Genomic DNA, 17077 nt, shown 5'->3' with positions numbered 1-17077 from the left:
GTGAACTCCCTTTCTGGTTCCGTCCTTATGGTTGGGTCCTCATGGTTCCGTCTTCATGGTTCCGTCCGCGCGGCCCCGTCTCAGTTCACGGTGCCGTCGAGCAGCTCGAAGATCCGCAGCACCGCCACCGGGTTCGCGCCCGGGCTGGCGATCCCGCCGAAGTTGTCGGCGTGGGCGGTAAGGTCGATGCGCGCCGCCGCGTCCTCGGCGCTCACTCCCTGACCGTGGAGCGCGACGGACTGGTCCCACAGGTCCCGCATGTAGGCCTGCAGGTGGTCGATCCGCTCCCGGTCCCGGTACGGCTCGCCGTGGCCGGGGATGATCCAGTCGAAGTCGAGCGCCTTCAGCCGGTCGAGCGTCTCGACCCACTCGTTCACGTACCCGTCGCCCATGTAGGGGAGACCGGCCGTGAGCATGTCTCCGGTGATGATCACGCGGTCATCCGGGAGGTAAACGATGACGTCGCCTTCCGTGTGGGCGCGGCCGAAGAAGTGGAACTGGATCTCGCGTCCGCCGCGATGGAGCGTGAGCCGCTCCGAGAGCGTCGTGTTGGGAGGCGTGGGGACGACCTCCTGCAACTGCGCGTAGTAGGTCCGCTGCGCTTCGAGCGTCGCCTCCAGCTCCGCGCGCGCCGCCGCGTCCGTCATCGTGTCGAGCGTCGCCTCCAACTGGTCGATCCGCCTGGGGATCGATCCCACGAAGAGTTCGTACGAGCGGCCCGAATTCGAGCGTCCCGCCGCGATCGCCGCCCGGGTCGCCTCGTGGCTGATGATCTCGACCTCGGGCGGATACACCTGGTTGCCGTGCGCGTGGTCGAAGTGCCAGTGCGTGTTCGCGGCGTAGCGCACGGGGTTGTCGGTGATCGAGCGGAGATCCTCGATGAGGGCGCTCGCCGCCGCGGGGGAAATGTGGGAATCGACGAGGAGCACGTCCGCCTCGTTCACCACCACGCCGGCGTTCGATCCCACGACGAGGTCGCTCGCCCCGCGCGCGTGGTAGACCCCCGGCACGACCTCCGTGAACGCGAAGTGGACCGCCTCCGTCGCCGCGGAGCCAACCCCCTCCGCTCCACGATCTTCGCCGCCGCTCCCGGGATCCGCCGGAGCGCACGCGCCACAGAGCCACGCCGTCGCGAGGATGCCGGCCGAAACGACGCTCCCGCTGCGCCCCCTCCGAGGAAGACCGCTCCGGGTCACACGCTTGCTCCGCACCGACCGCCTCCTGTTGATCGCACGTTGATGGTTCCCTTCGATCATACCACGGGGCCCGGTCGCCGCTCAACGAGATGAGCCCGGTTACCGTGACGCATGTTGACACCTATTACGTAACACGTTACAGTCTATGCGATGATCCATGGCTTTCGCCACCGAGGCTTGGAGGCCCTGACGTGCCGATGAAGAACCCGCCGCATCCGGGCTTGTCCGTGCGCCACGATTTCCTGGAGCCCCTGGGGCTCACCGTGACGGAGGCAGCGCGGAGGCTGGGTGTCAGCCGAAAGCAGCTTTCGGAACTCGTCAACGGCCGTTCGGGCATCTCTCCCGAAATGGCGATTCGTTTGGACAAGGCGTTTGGAGGCGGGGCAGAGACCTGGTATCGCCTTCAGTCGGCCTACGACCTTGCGCAGGCCATGAAGAGGGCCGACCGGATCCACGTCGAGCGGATACCGGCCCCCGCTTGAAGCCCTAGGCTCGACCGGGTAACCGCAGCCGGGCGGGAAGCCCCGCGACGTACGCCCGGACTTCGCGTTCGACAGCGCTCGCTTCGACGTCGCTCCCCGCTGCCACAGCCTTTCGAAGCTCGGTGTAGAGTTCGATCGCGGCCTCGAGTGCGGCCACGCACGCCGCGGCGTCGACGCCTCCGACGGTCCGTTCGAGATCGGTCGCGAAGGCGGGGAGCCGGTCCTCGATCCGACGCACGCCGGTCGCCTCGACGCCGGCTCCGAGGAACGCCAGCGGTCCCAGCACGGCGGCCCGAAGCAACGTGAGTCCGTCCAGCGCCTCGAAGATCTCTCCGCGCTCGATCTTGTCGGCGAGGTAGTGCGCCCAGATCCAGAACCGCGCCTCGATCCAGTCCGGGTTCGCGGCCGGGTAACGGGGGGCGGCGCGGGCGAACGCGGCGCTCAGGCAGCCGTCGGCCTCCCACAGGATGACCGGGTCCTCGATCCGTTCGTGCACGTCGTCGAGCGACACGAACTTCAGGTCCACGTGCAGGAGGGGAGGGCCGTAGAGGCACACGAGCAGGCGCGGCTCTCCCACGTGCTCCCCCGTGAAGCCCGCCAGAAACGAGGGATCGATCTGGGCGGCGACCGCCTGCTGCCGGGCGAGGATCTCCGGCCACGCCTCGGGTTCCACCGCCAGCACGAGGTCGAGATCCGAGAACTCGTCCATCTCGCCCGCGATGAACGACCCGCCCGCCGCCAGCCCGACAAGGCCGTCGATCGCGGGAACCGCAGCCAACGCGCGCTCGAGGAACGCACGATGGCGGGCCGGCATGCGGCTGTAAGTGCGAACCACGATTAGAGTTCGGCGGTGAGGTGGGTGCGGTATTCCTGGAGTTCGGCGCGTTCGTCGTCGGGGAGCGCGGGGTGGGTGAGGTCGAGGGTGGCGAGCTGGTCGCGCACCAGCCGGGCGACGAGGAGGCGCATCCAGGGCTTCGAGTCGGCGGGGATCGCGTACCACGGCGCCCACGGGCGGGCGGTCGCGTTGATCGCGTCCTCGTAGGCGGCCATGTAGTCGTCCCAGTGCTGCCGTTCCTCGATGTCGGCGCGGCTGAACTTCCAGTTCTTGTCGGGACGGTCGATGCGGCGCAGGAAGCGGCGGGCCTGCTCTTCCTTCGAGATGTTGAGCCAGAACTTCATGATCACGGTCCCGTTCCGCGCCTGGTGCAACTCGTGATCGCGGATCGACTCGTAGCGCTCCCGGCACCGCTCCATGATCGGCAGCTTCCGCGGGAGCTTCTGCCGGTCGAGGAACTCGGGATGGACCCGCACGATGAGGACTTCCTCGTAGTAGCTCCGGTTGAAGATCCCGATGCGGCCCTTCTCCGGCAGCCGGCGGTTCGTGCGCCACAGGAAGTCGTGCCGGGCTTCCTCGTTGGAGGGCGCCTCGAAGGCGTTGATCCGGAAGCCGGCGGGGTTCACGCCCGTCATCACGGCCCGCAGCGTCGAGTCCTTCCCGGCCGCGTCCATCGCCTGGAAGATCAGCAGCAGCGCGTGGTGACGGTACGCGTGGAGACGCCGCTGGAGCCGCGAGATCTCGCGCACCGTGCGCTTCAGTTCCTTTCTCATCTCGCGCACGGGGGGCGCGTCGGGCGGTGGCGCCGTCACCGCCCGGGAGATGTCGAAGTCGCCATCGTAGCTGACCCGATACGGACTCTCGGGCGGCGAGAAGTCGATCATCGGACCGTGGCCCGGCACGCCGGACCTCAGAATCGCGACGAGCGCAGCCAGGTGTCGGCGCGGACCCAGTAGCGGTCGAACTCCCGCCGCGCCTCCTGCGCCTGGGCCGTCTTCTTCTGCGCATGGAGCGCCTGCATGAGCCCGAAGTACGCCCAGCCCTGATGGGGCAGATCCTCGAGCGCGTCGCGGTACACCTGCTCCGCCTCGGCCGCCCGGTCGTTTTCGAGCAGGATCGCGCCGAGCGTATGGCGGACGGGCATGTGCCACGCCCGCGGCTCGGAGTAGATGAGTCCGTCCTCCTTCTCGATCCCGCGCTTCAGCTCCGCGACGGCCTCGTCCGCCTTCTCCTGCGCGTTCAGGATCTCTCCGGCGAGGATCGAGCGCGGCAGCGCGACGACGTCCGCGAGCGGGCTGTAGCGGAAGGTGGCGGAGGGATCGGCGTCCTCGAGCGCTTTGTCGATCTCATCCAAGTGGTCCTGCGCGACGTCGACATGCCCCATCCGCAGGTAGGCCAGGCCGCGCGAGAAGCTCCACGCGACGAGTTCCATGGGCTCGTCCGACGTCGGCCCGTCACCCGCCAGGATCTCGCTCCAGCGGCCGAACGCGGCGTAGGTGAGCGGGATGTAGGCTCCCCACGGGCCGCGATGCCCGGAAAGATCCTTCGCCGCCTGAATCGCGACGGCGCTCTGGCCGTCCATCACGGCGGCGTTGAGCAGCATGTGCAGGTTGTGCGAGGGATAGACGCCGGGAGGGCCGCCGTGCGCGGCCTTCTGGTCCGCGTGCCACGCCTGCTGGTTGCCGCGCACCGCGTCGCCCCAGCGGCCGATGTTCATGTAGATGTGCGTCGGCATGTGGTGGATGTGGCTCACCGCGATCTGGTCTCCGAGGTGGTCCGAGCACGCCTCGGCGAGGCCGGGATCCTCGGAGGCCTCCACGAGGTGGATGTAGAGGTGGCAGGCGCCGGGGTGGCGGATGTCCCGCGCCAGGACGGTCTCGAGGATGGGGCGGATCTTCTTCACGTCCTTCGCCTCGAGATCCACATCCCCGCGCCGGGGGCGCAGCAGCATCCAGGCCTCGGCCTGCAGCGTGAGCACATCCAGGTCATCGGGGTAGCGCGCCGCGACCTTGTCCATCTCGCGCGCGTACAGCGTGTCGAGCATGCGGCGCCGGGAGCGCTCCGGGTCGGCCTCGAAGCGCACGGCGAAGGCGTCGATCAGCGCCCGCTCGACCTCGGTCGCGCTCGCCTTGTGCTCCTGCGCCTTCTGCATGGCGGCGTGGGCCGAGCGTTCGTTGCCGGGGGACATGCCGCCGTTCAGGTACGGCGCCAGCGACCACGCCTCGCCCCAGTAGCACGAGGCGCACTCCGGGTCCTCCGCCTGCGAGGCGCGGAACGACTCCTCGGCGATCGAGGTGCCGAAGGCGTACATGAAGAGCAAACCCTCGTCGAAGTAGGCCTGCGCCTTCTCCGACTGCGTGGTGATCGGCCGGTTGTGCGGCCCCAGATTTCCGTACAGCGGAGTCGAGTTCCCGTCGCCGTTGCCCGCCGCGGCCGCGGCGCCCATGCCCCCCATGGCGGCGCCCGCCATCCGAGGCGCGTCGCGCTGTCCGCTCGTACACCCGGCCACCATCGCCGCCAGACCCACCGCCAACATCAGATTGCGTCGCCGCATCGGGCTTCCTCCTCTAGATCACGGGGCCCGCCGCACACACCTCCGGCGGACAGTCGTCCTCGTATTCCCTGAAGTTCTCCCTGAAGAGCCGAGCCAGGTGCGCGGCCTTCTCATCGTACGCCGCGGGATCCGGCCACGTCGCGCGCGGCCGCAGGATCTCGCCGGGCACGCCCGGCACCTCCGTCACGACGTGGACCCCGAACACCGCGTCCGGCTCCGTCGGCGCGTTGCCGAGTTCGCCCGCGTGGATCGCGTCCACCATCCGGCGCGTGTGCGGCAGATCGATGCGCGCGCCGATGCCGAACGGCCCGCCGCTCCAGCCCGTGTTCACGAGCCACACCTTCACGCCGTGCTCGTCCATCCGGTCCGCGAGCAGGCGCGCGTACTTCGCCGGGTGCCACACCAGGAACGGACCCCCGAAGCAGGGCGAGAACGTCGCCACCGGGTCGGTCACGCCGACCTCCGTGCCCGCGACCTTCGCCGTATACCCGCTGATGAAGTGGTACATGGCCTGCTCGGGCGTCAACCGGCTCACCGGCGGCAGCACGCCGAACGCGTCCGCCGTCAGGAAGATCACGTCCGTCGGGTGGCCCGCCACGCACGGCACCTGCGCGTTGTCGATGAACTCGATCGGGTAGCTTCCGCGCGTGTTCTGCGTGATCGACGAATCCGACCAGTCCACGCTTCCATCGTCCCGCAGCACGACGTTCTCCAGCACCGCGCCGTAGCGCAGCGCCCGGTAGATGTCGGGCTCCTTCTCCTCGGAGAGGTCGATCGTCTTCGCGTAGCAGCCGCCCTCGATGTTGAAGATCCCCGAATCGGTCCAGCAGTGCTCGTCGTCGCCGATGAGCCGCCGGTTCGGGTCCGCCGAGAGCGTCGTCTTCCCCGTCCCCGAGAGGCCGAAGAGGAGCGACGAAGCCCCGGTCGCCGGGTCGGTCGTCGCCGAGCAGTGCATCGAGAGCACGTCCCGCTTCGGCATGAGGTAGTTCATGATCGTGAACACGCCCTTCTTCATCTCCCCCGCGTACTCGGTCCCGAGGATGCAGGCCTCGTTGTCCGCGAAGGAGAGATCGACGCTCGTCGGCGAGGTGACGCCCTCCACCGACGGGTCCGCCGCCTCCTGGCCCGCGTTGTAGACGACGAAATCGGGCTCGCCGAACTCCGCCAGCTCCGCGGGCGTGGGGCGGATGAGCATGTTGTGCATGAAGAGGGCGTGATACGGGCGGTTGCAGATGATCCGGACGTTGAGGCGGTACTCCGGGTCCCAGCCCGCGAAGCCGTCGATCACGTAGAGGAGATCCTGCGCGTTCAGGAAAGCCCGGGCGCGTTCACGATTCCGGCGGAAGCTCTCGCGCTCGAGGAGGAAGTTGACCGGACCCCACCAGACGTCCCGCTCGGTCTCCGGATCGCTCACCACGTGCTTGTCGTTCGGCGAACGACCGGTCTTGGCGCCGGAGAACGCCACGAGGGCTCCGTTCGCCGCCTGGACCGCGCCGGGTTCGCGTCCGCTCAAGGCGTCGGCGTAGATGTCCCCCACGGGGGGATTACGTTTTATGCGGGTGACGGTGATCCCGTGCGCGCTGAGGTCCATGGTGCCGATCTCGGCCGTCGTAGTCGTCATGTGTCATCGTCGCCATAATCAGGGGAGGGCCGACACCACGGCGACGAGCCCACGAATCGGGGACAGATCTCAGCGCCGAACGGAATCGGCGCCGACCGTCCGATTCACGAGCAATCTGTTAAAATAAGCCTTCGGACTTGAGATGACTACTGAAACGGGGGAACCCTCATGACCGGCCCGACACGATCTTCGATCTCTCGCGGACTCGCAGCCGTCCTTTGCGGCGCGACGGCGGCGGTGGCGATTCCGGCGGCGGCGGCTGTAGCGCTTCCAGCCACGGCCCACGCAGTCCAGGAGGCGGACGACCCGCCGTGGCGCTGGTCCGAGGCGCGCGTGTTCGAGGCCGTCAACCGGGTGCGCGCCGGGCGCGACCTCAACCCCGATTCGTGGCCGGACGGTGGCCGGGTGGCCGTGCTGCTCTCGTTCGACGTCGACAACGAGACGGTCTGGCTGCGGAACGGCGACACCAACGTGGGCGGCCTCTCGCAGGGAGAATACGGCTCGCGCGTCGCCCTCGGCCGCATCATCGACCTGCTCGACGAGTACGGGATCGCCGCCTCGTTCTTCGGGCCCGCCCTCAGCTTCAGCCTGGCGCCGCACCAGGTCGACATGATCCAGGCGTCGGGCCGCCACGAGATCGGCGTCCACGGCTGGATCCACGAGCGCAACGCCACGCTCCCGCGCGATGAGGAGGAGCGCCTGCTGCGCATGGCCATCGATCGCCTGACGGAACTCACGGGCGAACGCCCGGTCGGCTACCGCGCGCCGTCGTGGAACTTCAGCGACTCGACGCTCGACCTCCTGCTGGAGATGGACTTCCTGTACGACTCCTCGCTCATGGCGGACGACCGTCCCTACGAGATCAACCAGAACGGCGAGCCCACGGGACTCGTCGAACTCCCCGTGGACTGGATCCTGGACGACGCACCGCTCTTCAACCCCCTCGGCGACCGCTACTCCAACCCGCGCGAGGTGCTGGAGGTGTACAAGGACGAGTTCGACGTGGCCTGGGAGGAAGGGACGATGTTCCTCCTCACCATGCACCCGCACTACATCGGCCACCGCTCACGGATCGTGATCCTGCGCGAACTCATCGAGCACATGCGCTCGAAGCCGGGCGTCTGGTTCGGTACCCACCGCGAAGCCGTCGAGTGGGTCCGCGCCCAGGCCGCCATGCCCTAGCGCGGGGCGGTCTCTTCGAGCAGGTCGAGGATGAAGGCGAACTCGAAGGCGAGTTCCTCGTAGGCCCGGTCCCGGCCCGAGCCGCCGCCGTGGCCGGCGTCCATGTGCGTCTTGAGGAGCAGACGGTTCTCGTCCGTCTTCGTCGCGCGCAGCTTCGCCACCCACTTCGCCGGCTCCCAGTACTGCACCTGCGAGTCGTGGAGTCCCGTCGTGACGAGCAGGTTCGGGTAGTCCTTCGCCTCTACCTGGTCGTAGGGCGAGTAGGAGAGCATGTAGCGGTACGATTCGAGGTCCGCCGGGTTGCCCCACTCATCCCATTCGAAGGTCGTGAGCGGGATCGACTCGTCGAGCATCGTCGTCACGACATCGACGAACGGCACGTGCGCGACCACGCCCCGGAACAAATCCGGCCGCATGTTCACCACCGCCCCCATGAGCAGGCCCCCGGCGCTCCCGCCCCGGGCGAAGAGCATCTCGGGGCTCGTGTAGCCTTCCGCCACGAGGTAATCCGCCACGTCCACGTAGTCGGTGAAGGTGTTCTTCTTGTTGAACATCTTCCCGTCCTCGTACCACGCCCGGCCCAGTTCCTGTCCGCCGCGGATATGGGCGATCGCGTAGACGAACCCGCGGTCGAGGAGGCTGAGACGGGTGGAGGAGAAGGTGGGCTCCATGCTCGCCCCGTAGGAGCCGTAGGCGTAGAGGAGGAGGGGGTTGTCGCCGTCCTTCTCGAGACCCCGCCGGTAGACGACGGACACCGGCACTTCCACGGCGCCGTCGCGGGCGGGGGCGTGCAGCCGTTCCACCACGTAGTCCGCGCGGTCGTAGCCGCCGAGCACTTCGTCCTCCTTGAGCAGCGTGCGCTCGCGGGTGGACATGTCGTAGTCGTAGACGGAGCGCGGCGCGGAGAGCGACGTGTACCCGTAGCGAAGGATGTCCGTGTCCAGTTCGGGGTTGGCCGACAGCGAGGCCAGGTAGGCCGGCTCGTCGAACGCGATCTGGTGCTCGTCTCCCTCCCACGCGCGGACGCGCAGGCGGGTGAGCCCTCCCGCGCGCTCCGAGAGGACGAGGTAGTTCCGGAACAACTCGAACCCCTGCAGGAAGACGTCGCCCCGGTGCGGGATGACCGTCTCCCAGTTGTCCGTCGCCGTCCGGTCGACGGGGGTCCGCATGAGCTTGAAGTTCTCGGCCCCGTCGAGGTTCGTCCGGATGTAGAAGTGGTCCCCGAAGTGGTCGAAGCGGTGCTCGTGCCCGCGCTCGCGCGGAAGGAAGAGGGTGAACTCGCCCTCGGGGTTCGCCGCGTCCAGGAAGCGGTGCTCGTCCGCCAGGGTGTGGGAGGAGGAGATGACGAGGTACTGCTTCGACTTCGTCTTGCGAATGCCGCTGCTGAACTCCTCGTCGTCCTCCTGGTACACGAGCACGTCGTCCGCGGGGTCGGCGCCGACGCGGTGCCGGTAGACCTGGTACGAACGCAGCGTGCCGGGATCCCGGCGCGTATAGAAGAGCGTCCGGTTGTCCTCGGCCCACACCATGTTGCCGGAAGCGCCCTCGATCGCCTCCGGGTAGTCCTCTCCGGTGTCGAGGTTCCGGATCCGGATGGTGTAGATGCGGCGCCCGCGGGTGTCCTCGGCCCACGCCATCAGGTTCCCGTCGGAGCTGACCGTGGGGAAGGCGGAGTAGAAGTCGTGGCCCTCGGCGAGCGGGTTGACGTCGAGGATGACCTCCTCGTCCGCGTCCAGCGACCCGCGCTTCCGGGCATGGATCGGGTAGTCCCGCCCTTCTTCGGTGCGACTGTAGTAGAAGAAGTCGCCCCGTCGTACCGGCACGGAGAGGTCGGTCTGCTGGATCCGGCCCTTGATCTCCTCGAACAACTCCGCCTGGAGATCCTCGGTGTGCGCCATCAGCGCGTCGGTGTAGCCGTTCTCCGCCTCGAGGTACGCGATGACCTCGGGATTTTCGCGCTGGTTGAGCCAGTAGTAGTTGTCGACTCGTGTGTGCCCGTGCGTCTCCAGTTGTTCCGGGATCACGCGTGCGACGGGGGGCGCGACCCCGGCATCGGCCGGGGATTCGGAGGCGGGATCGGCACCCTCCCCGGTGCAGCCGGCGGCCTGAACGCTCACGGCGAGCAGCGCCGCGATGAGGGAAAAACGGTCATGGCATGCTGCCTTCGCTCGCGGCATCGACGACTCCTTCGCTTCACTCGAATGCTGATCGCCCGCGGTCGTATAGCTCTTCGCGCGTTGGGCGCTTTCCGCCCGGCCACTCGATCTTCCGGGGCTTGCGAGCAAGAAGGCGCTTCATCGCGGTCTCGTAGTCCTTGTCGGACTCCTTGCCGCGCCACTGGCGGCGGTGCTGGGCGCGTTTCACTGTTCTCTCTTCCAGTTCTCCAGTACTGAAATCGGGACATGATGATCGTGCGACATGAGGACCGCGTCAAAGGATGCGTCGCGTTGGCGGCGCTGGTTCTGGCCCTCGCAACGGGGTTCGGGTGCGCTCCGGCGCCGGTCGCGGACAGTGCGGCGGAGGCTGTCTATCCGGGCGCGTCGTGGGAGCGGATCACGGATCCGGCGGCGGCCGGGTTCTCGGCCGAGGCGCTGGACGCGGTCCATCTCTACGTCGAGGGGATCAACACGTCGGCGGTGATGGCCGTGGTCGGGGGACGGGTGGTGTTCGAGCACGGACCGGTGGATTCGCTGAGCTATCTCGCTTCCGTGCGGAAGAGCATCCTCGCCATGCTGTACGGGAACTACGTGGCGGACGGAACCATCGACCTCGAACTCACCCTCGAGGATCTCGGTATGGACGACGTGCAGGGCCTCCTCCCGATCGAGAAGCGCGCCCGCGTCCTCGATCTCGTCACCGCGCGCTCCGGCGTCTATCACCCCGCGTCGAACGCGGGGGACAACCTCGCGGACGCGCCGCCCCGCGGCTCGCAGGAACCCGGCACCTACTACCTGTACAGCAACTGGGACTTCAACGCGGCCGGGGCCGCCTTCGAGCAACTGACCGGCCGCAACATCTACGACGCGCTGGAAACGGACCTCGCCCTGCCGCTCGGGTTCGAGGACTGGGACCGGTCGATCCACCGCAAGTCGGGCGACGCCACGCGCTCCCGGAATCTCGCCTATCACATGGTCCTCTCCACGCGGGACATGGCCCGGATCGGATACGTGATGCTGCGGGACGGGATGTGGGATGGCGAGCGGATCCTGCCCGACGGGTGGGCCGAACGCATCGTCGGCATCGTCACGCCATCCGAGGAGATGAACCCCGAGGGGCTGCGCGGGGGCGAGTTCGGCTACGGGTACATGTGGTGGGTGTGGGACGGCCCCGCGGTGCCGGAGGGATTCGAGGGGGCGTACAGCGGCCGGGGCGCCTACGGCCAGTTCATCACGGTCATCCCCTCGGTGGGCATGGTCGTCGCGCACAAGACGGTGCCCGACGCTCAGACGCCGTGGAGCGACTACATGGGCATCCTCACCCGACTCGTCGCGGCCCACTGCGGCGCGGATTGCTGACGGACGCGAGCACCGCAACACGTTCCCGCGGGAACGTCCCGCGTTCGACCTAGCGGGAACTCGTTCCGGTCCATTCCACCCACACGGACTCGGGCTTGCGGAACTCGTAGCCATAGGGGGCCGCGGGACGGTCCGGGTCGAGGCGGAGGCCGGGGCAGCGGGCCCATAGCGTTTCGAGTACGACGCGGGTCTCGAGGCGGGCGAGCGGGGCGCCGAGGCAGAAGTGGCGACCCACCGCGAACGACAGGTGGTCGCCGGCGTTCCGGCGGGTCGCGTCGAAGCGGTCGGGGTGCTCGAAGTGCGCGGGATCCCGGTTCGCCGCGCCCAGCATGCAGTGGACCACCTCTCCCTCCGCGATGCGGACGCCGCGGATCTCGGTGTCGCGGGTCGCGTGGCGGGCGGCCGACTGCACCGCGGGCTCCCAGCGCAGCGTCTCCTCGATCGCCAGCTCCAGGGCGGCCTCGCCCGCCCGCGCCGCCGGGACTTGTTCGGGATGCGACAGCAGCGCCCACACGGCGTTGGCGATCATCGACTCGGTCGTCTCGATCCCGCCGAAGAGGATGATGAGCGCGTTGGAGCGGATCTCCTCCGCCGTGAGCGGGTCGACGTGGTCGCACGCGAGGTCGGAGAGGAGGCTGCCATCCGGGTCCCGTTCGAGTTCCTCGAGGATCGGTGCGAGCGCCCGGCCGAACGCGTCCGCCGCCCCCTTGCCCGCCGCCCGCAACTCCGGGTCGCCCGCGAAGTTCGCCAGCGCCCGGGCGAAGTGTTCGTACCATTCGTTCACGCGCTCCGTCTCGCTCAAGGGAATGCCGAGCACGGTCAGCACGGAATGCAGCGCGACCGGGCGCGCTACCCGCGTCCGCATCTCCCCGGCCTGCCATCGACCGGCCCGTCCGCCGTCAGCCGGTCTGGCCGCAGACCGCATCGCCTCCACTCGGCGCTCGACCTCCGCCACCAGGGGCGGAAGCGAAGCCGTCTTCATTCGGGAGGCGTGGAACGGGGGCAGACACTTCCGCTTGTAGCGGATCTGCGTCGGACCCTCCGTCGTCATCATGTGGACGCCGAACATGTCGCGGATCGTCGAAGGCGCATCCGTCGTGAAGAGGTCGGGGTCCCGGAGCACGGCGAGGATGTCGTCGCGCCGCGTGAGGAACCAGCGCTCGATCTCCGGGACCCAGGTGACGGGTTCCGCCTCCCGCAGTTCGGCGAAGGTCGGGTACGGGTCGACCGCGAGATCCGCGAGACGGACCCGCGCCCCGAGCGGGAAGCGATCGGCCCGCGGCTCGCTCATCACAACCCGGACCATACCAGTACGGCGAAACCGACGAAGAGCGCGTAGACACCGGCCACGCCGGCGACGATCCAGCGGCCCCGGCCGCGGTAGGCCCGGAAGAGGAAGACGGAGACGGCCAGCACGAGGAGCACTTCGCCGATGGCCGCGTATCCTCCGTAGTGGGCCGGGTCCCAGTACGACACGGGGCTGGTGAAGCGCCAGTCGCTGAACGGGAAGAAGTGGCGGTGCGCGTCCTCCCGGTGCAGCGGCAGGTCACCCAGCGCGTGGAGGATCATGCTCGCGACGAACAGGGCCCATGCGGTGAGCCTCGCCGATGGCGGCGTGGCGGCCACTCCGGCGGGCGCGATGGCCCCGGCGGTCGGGATGCCCCCGGCGGTCGAGCGCCGGCCGATGAGCATGAGGAGGATGCACAGGGCAAGTACGAGGAGGGGGATCGAACTCGGGATGTCGAACACGACCTGCCAGCCGGGGTCGAAGTAGCGCTCTGACCAGATCCGGCCCTCCGACACACCGCGCGCGAGCCGCTCCCAGAGGTAGAAGACGAGCATCGGGAGGTCCGGGGCGACAGCCCCGAGCGCGGCCGGCAGCGCGTTGCGTTCGGACCGGCCCAGCACGATCAGGCTGAGCGCCGCGTGCGCCGGCGTCGTCACCCGGCAGCCCGCGGCCGCGGCGGGGACCCGCGCCGCACGGACAGCCCAACGGCCTCCGTCAGACGCCCGCTCCGCGCTTCAGGCGCTGGAGATGCTGGCGGCGGAACTTCGCCACCTTCGGCGCGACGACCGCCTGGCAGTACGGCTGGGTCGGGTTCCGATTCAGGTAGTCGTCGTGGTACGCCTCCGCCGGGTAGAACGTCTCCAGTGGGGCAATCTCCGTCACGATCGGGTCCGGCCAGATCCCCGCCGCCGTGATCTCGGCGACCTTCCGCTCGGCCGCGTCCTTCTGTGCTTCGCTCTCGTGGAAGATCGCCGAGCGGTACTGCGTCCCCACGTCCGCGCCCTGCCGGTTCAGCGTGGTCGGATCGTGGATCGTGAAAAAGACATCCAGCAGATCGTCGAACGAGACCGTGTCCGGATCGAAGGTGACGAGCACGACTTCCGCGTGCCCGGTGCGGCCCGAGCACACCTGCTCGTAGGTGGGGTTCTCGACATGCCCGCCGGCGTACCCCGACTTCACGCGATGTACGCCATCCAGAAGCTGATACACGGCTTCGAGGCACCAGAAGCACCCCCCGCCCAGCGTCGCCGTCTCCCTTATCTCGCTCATCTCCCCCTTCTCTCACTCATCTGTCCGAGTCTCCGTAGTCGGTGGTGGTGGTCGTGGCGCGCTTCTGTTGCTCGACCATCTCGGCTACGTCGGCGAGGAGTTGCTTCGCGTCGTAGACGATGCCGTCCTTGATCGTGTACAGGATGCCGCCGACCGTCTCGACCTCGCCCGTCTCGTCGTTCAGGCGCCGCGCCCCGGTGCCGTACAGGACCTTCAGGTTCTGGATCGGGTTCTCGTCCACGATCACGAGGTCCGCCAGCAGGCCGCGCCGCACGACGCCGAACTCGATCGGACGGCCCGTCGGCTTGAACAGCGTCTCGGCCGCGTGCATGGTCGCGGCGCGGATCACCTCCAGCGGATGGAACCCGGCGTGCTGCAGAAGTTCCATCTCCTGGATCGTGGAGAAGCCCATGAGGTTGTAGATGTAGCCGGCGTCCGAACTCGCCGTGACGCGGCCGCCCATGTTCTTGTAGTCGTTGAGCAGGTCGTGCCACACCTCGAGGAAGTCGCGCCACGCCACTTCCTCCCACGTCGTCCAGTCGAAGTAGTACGAGCCGTGGTCCTCGCGGTTCGCCTCGTAGAACTCCCACAGCGTCGGCAGCGTGTAGGTCCCGTGCCAGGGCGCGTACATCTGGTCGTCGATGTCCCAGCTCGCCTGGTAGGCGGTCATGGTGGGGTCGAGGGTGACGTCGAGCGCGAGCATCTCCTCGAGGAGGGCGTTCCACTCCGGGCTCCCGGGCTCGTGGATGAGGTTCCACTGCATGGGCACCTGCCCGAAACGGTGCTGCTCGTCGTTGTAGTTCATCTCCGGCGGCCACGGCTGGACGTCGTGGTCCTTGTACAGCGCCTCGAACAGCCCGTAGAAGTGGGTGACGGTGCCGAGGCCGAGGCGCGCGGCGTCGAGCGCGTTCATCTGCGCGACGCCCATCTGGCCGAGATGGGCCGTGCTCCCGAGGCCGAGTTGGGCGGCCTCGTCCAGCAGCGCCTCCATGATGTCCGGGCGGAACGAGTTGAGCTTGAGCCCGTCGGCGCCCGACTCCTTCACGTACCGGGCCCAGTCCCGCGCGTCCTCCGGGGTGTCGATCAGGCGGCCGCTCCATCCCTCTCCGCCCGCGCCCGTGAAGGGATAGACCCACATGCGCGGCGCCACGATCTCGTTCGCCGCGCTCCGCGCCTTCTCCCGGATCGACCAGTCGTGGGGGCCGAAGGCGACGCCGCGGCCGGTCGTGATGCCGTGCGCCATCCACAGCTTGTAGGTGTACTCCGCCTCGGGCGCCTTGGGGACGCCGCCGGTGTGCAGGTGGAGGTCCACGAAGCCCGGCAGGACGTACATGCCGGTGGCGTCGATCTCGTGCACGACGGCGTCGGGATTGCCCTCGACGGTGAGGCCGGGGCGGCGCGCCTCGTCGATGGGGCGCTGCGGGACGCCGACGCCGACGACATCGACGATCCGGTTCCCCTCGATGACGATGTCCATCGGACCGATGGGCGGTGCGCCCGTGCCGTCGATCACGGTGGCGCCGCGGATGATGAGGCGGTCGTACGGTCCTTCGCCCTCGTCCGGGCCGCGGTCGGGAGCCCCGACCATCTGCATCGGCTGCAGGGCTTCCGCCGCGGTGGCCAGAAGGATCAGCGCCGAAATGGCGGTCAGAGCGCTTCGAATGACGCCGCCAGGTCTCTTCATGAGTCGTCCTCCATGTCGATGGTGCGTAGCCATCGTCACCCGCCGCGCGAACCGCGGCAACTGCGTACACGGCATTGCAACGGTACCGCGATCCGATTTGCAACGTTTCCGTGATCGGAATCGCAATTCTTTCGCCGCGATGGTAGTACGTACGGTTCGATCCCGGATCGGCGGCGCGCAAGCCGAAAAGCGGCCCGTGGAGGCCACCGAACTGTCGCAGCACGCCAATGCCGGACGTTTAGGACGTGAGACGTCGGAGGAACGGCGCACAGGAAGAAGCGATCATGCTGTTCGGTCAGAGCAGATTCGAACGTGGGAACTCGGCGGCCACCGCCATGCTGCTGGCGAGCGTTCTGGCGAGCGTCGGGTGCGACAGCTCGGAGTCGCCTTTCGCGCCGGATTTCGGGGTCGAAGAACCCTCCCGGCTCTCCGTCCCCGTCGAACGGACTCCCGTAGAACAGCCTCCGGCAGAACCGCTCGAGGCCGAACCGGCTCTCACCGAAGAGGTCCCCACACCGGCGACGGATACACCGCCCCTCGAGGACGGCAAGGAGTCGGCGGTCCGGTCGGCGCCGCCGGGGGATCCACCGGGAGAGGCCGAGTCGATCGTGCTGCGCGGGCCCACCTCGATCAGTACGGAATGTCGCTCGGTCCCGCCGCTGATCATCATTGACGGGGTCAAGCAGCCGGATGACTTCAAACTATCGGATGTCGAGGCCCTGGACATCGATCACGTGGAGGTCGTGAAGGGGCGCGCCGCGGTCCTGCTCTACGGGCCGCGCGCCCGGGGCGGCGCGATCGACATCCAGACGAAGCGCGGGACGCAGGCCACCGTTCTGAGCGGGCCGAAACCGAGGTGACCATGCGGGGGCCGGTCGTCTCCCGGCCCCCGCGTCAGGCCCGTCCCACCGTCAGTGGCGGACTTCGGTGTCTACCCCTTCCTCCCCTTCGGAGCGGGCGATGATCGCGGCGCCGCACGAGTCGCTGAACACGTTGACCGCGGTGCGGTACATGTCGAGCGGCCGGTCGATGGCGAGCATCGCGCCCACGATCGTGATCGCCTCCGGGTTGTCGCCGAGGCCGATCGCGTTGAGGACGATGAAAATCACGACCACGCCGGCCGAGGGCACCGCGGCCGCGCCGATCGAGGCGAGAAGCGCCGTGAGGACGACGATCGCCTGCTGACCGATGGTGAGGTCGACCCCGAGCACCTGCGCGATGAAGAGGGCGCCGGCGCACTCGAAGATCGCCGTGCCGTCCATGTTCACGGTGGCGCCCATCGGGAGCACGAACGACGAGACCTTGTTCGAGACACCCACCTTCTCCCGCAGCGTCTTGATCGTGACCGGGAGCGTCGCGCCCGACGAACTCGTCGAGAACGCGGTCAGGAGCGGCTCGCGCAGGTTCGCGAAGTGTACCAGCGGCTTGATGCGGCCCAGCACGATGAGCAG

15 protein-coding genes are annotated in these 17077 nt (G+C 68.4%); 4 read left to right on the top strand and 11 right to left on the bottom strand.

All coding sequences use genetic code 11. The features are described 5' to 3' along the window. Positions 1-80: 80 nt before the first annotated feature. Positions 81-1211, bottom strand: a complete 1131-nt coding sequence (locus tag RN743_RS08515; RefSeq protein WP_310778888.1) for an MBL fold metallo-hydrolase — start codon at positions 1209-1211, stop codon at positions 81-83. Positions 1212-1387: 176 nt separating this feature from the next. Here RN743_RS08515 and RN743_RS08510 point away from each other — a divergent pair, with 176 nt between their 5' ends. Continuing rightward, complete coding sequence (locus tag RN743_RS08510) at positions 1388-1678, top strand: HigA family addiction module antitoxin (protein WP_343219008.1); 291 nt, start codon at positions 1388-1390, stop codon at positions 1676-1678. Between the two features lie 4 nt (positions 1679-1682). Here RN743_RS08510 and RN743_RS08505 read toward each other — a convergent pair whose 3' ends face one another. Genes RN743_RS08505 through pckA form a run of 4 tightly spaced genes read right to left on the bottom strand, consistent with a single transcriptional unit; the run spans position 1683 to position 6688 of the window. After that, positions 1683-2456, bottom strand: a complete 774-nt coding sequence (locus tag RN743_RS08505; protein ID WP_310778884.1) for a hypothetical protein — start codon at positions 2454-2456, stop codon at positions 1683-1685. A gap of 59 nt (positions 2457-2515) precedes the next feature. Further along, entirely contained in the window at positions 2516-3415 is a 900-nt protein-coding gene (locus RN743_RS08500) for a PPK2 family polyphosphate kinase (protein ID WP_310778881.1), read from the bottom strand. An 8-nt stretch (positions 3416-3423) separates the two neighbouring features. After that, complete coding sequence (locus RN743_RS08495) at positions 3424-5067, bottom strand: hypothetical protein (protein ID WP_310778878.1); 1644 nt, start codon at positions 5065-5067, stop codon at positions 3424-3426. A gap of 13 nt (positions 5068-5080) precedes the next feature. Beyond that, on the bottom strand, positions 5081-6688 hold the full coding sequence (gene pckA, locus RN743_RS08490; RefSeq protein WP_310778875.1) for a phosphoenolpyruvate carboxykinase (ATP): 1608 nt from the start codon (positions 6686-6688) through the stop codon (positions 5081-5083). A 168-nt stretch (positions 6689-6856) separates the two neighbouring features. Between pckA and RN743_RS08485 the strand changes: the two genes are divergently transcribed. After that, positions 6857-7870: a polysaccharide deacetylase gene (locus RN743_RS08485; RefSeq protein ID WP_310778872.1), complete on the top strand. Its 1014-nt coding sequence runs from the start codon at positions 6857-6859 to the stop codon at positions 7868-7870. Here the strand turns inward: RN743_RS08485 and RN743_RS08480 are convergent. Further along, positions 7867-10047, bottom strand: coding sequence for a S9 family peptidase (locus RN743_RS08480; RefSeq protein ID WP_310778868.1), 2181 nt, complete (start codon positions 10045-10047; stop codon positions 7867-7869). The two genes, RN743_RS08485 and RN743_RS08480, sit on opposite strands and share 4 nt — an antisense overlap. A 225-nt stretch (positions 10048-10272) precedes the next feature. Here RN743_RS08480 and RN743_RS08475 point away from each other — a divergent pair, with 225 nt between their 5' ends. Beyond that, the gene (locus RN743_RS08475; RefSeq protein WP_310778865.1) at positions 10273-11385 is read left to right on the top strand and encodes a serine hydrolase; all 1113 of its coding nucleotides are present in this window, start codon (positions 10273-10275) and stop codon (positions 11383-11385) included. 49 nt (positions 11386-11434) lie between these two features. Here RN743_RS08475 and RN743_RS08470 read toward each other — a convergent pair whose 3' ends face one another. The 4 genes from RN743_RS08470 to RN743_RS08455 are packed head-to-tail and all read right to left on the bottom strand — an operon-like array spanning position 11435 to position 15626. Next, positions 11435-12676 (bottom strand): cytochrome P450, encoded by a 1242-nt coding sequence (locus RN743_RS08470; protein WP_310778862.1) that lies wholly within the window; start codon positions 12674-12676, stop codon positions 11435-11437. After that, the gene (locus RN743_RS08465) at positions 12676-13329 is read right to left on the bottom strand and encodes a hypothetical protein (protein ID WP_310778859.1); all 654 of its coding nucleotides are present in this window, start codon (positions 13327-13329) and stop codon (positions 12676-12678) included. Before RN743_RS08465 ends, RN743_RS08470 begins: the two co-directional genes overlap by 1 nt. A gap of 58 nt (positions 13330-13387) precedes the next feature. Continuing rightward, positions 13388-13942, bottom strand: coding sequence for a peptide-methionine (S)-S-oxide reductase MsrA (msrA, locus tag RN743_RS08460; protein ID WP_310778855.1), 555 nt, complete (start codon positions 13940-13942; stop codon positions 13388-13390). 16 nt (positions 13943-13958) lie between these two features. After that, the gene (locus RN743_RS08455) at positions 13959-15626 is read right to left on the bottom strand and encodes an amidohydrolase family protein (protein WP_310778853.1); all 1668 of its coding nucleotides are present in this window, start codon (positions 15624-15626) and stop codon (positions 13959-13961) included. A gap of 245 nt (positions 15627-15871) precedes the next feature. Between RN743_RS08455 and RN743_RS08450 the strand changes: the two genes are divergently transcribed. After that, positions 15872-16486 carry a TonB-dependent receptor plug domain-containing protein gene (locus tag RN743_RS08450; protein ID WP_310778850.1) on the top strand — a complete coding sequence of 205 codons (615 nt, stop codon included), beginning with the start codon at positions 15872-15874 and terminating at the stop codon, positions 16484-16486. Positions 16487-16537: 51 nt separating this feature from the next. On the opposite strand, the gene RN743_RS08445 is transcribed toward RN743_RS08450, so the two are convergent. Continuing rightward, on the bottom strand, positions 16538-17077 hold a 540-nt coding region (locus RN743_RS08445), incomplete at its 5' end, for a cation:dicarboxylase symporter family transporter (protein ID WP_310778846.1).

The sequence above is a fragment of the Candidatus Palauibacter scopulicola genome (genome assembly GCF_947581915.1).
GTDB lineage: Bacteria > Gemmatimonadota > Gemmatimonadetes > Palauibacterales > Palauibacteraceae > Palauibacter > Palauibacter scopulicola.
This window is presented reverse-complemented; position numbering and strand designations above follow the sequence as displayed.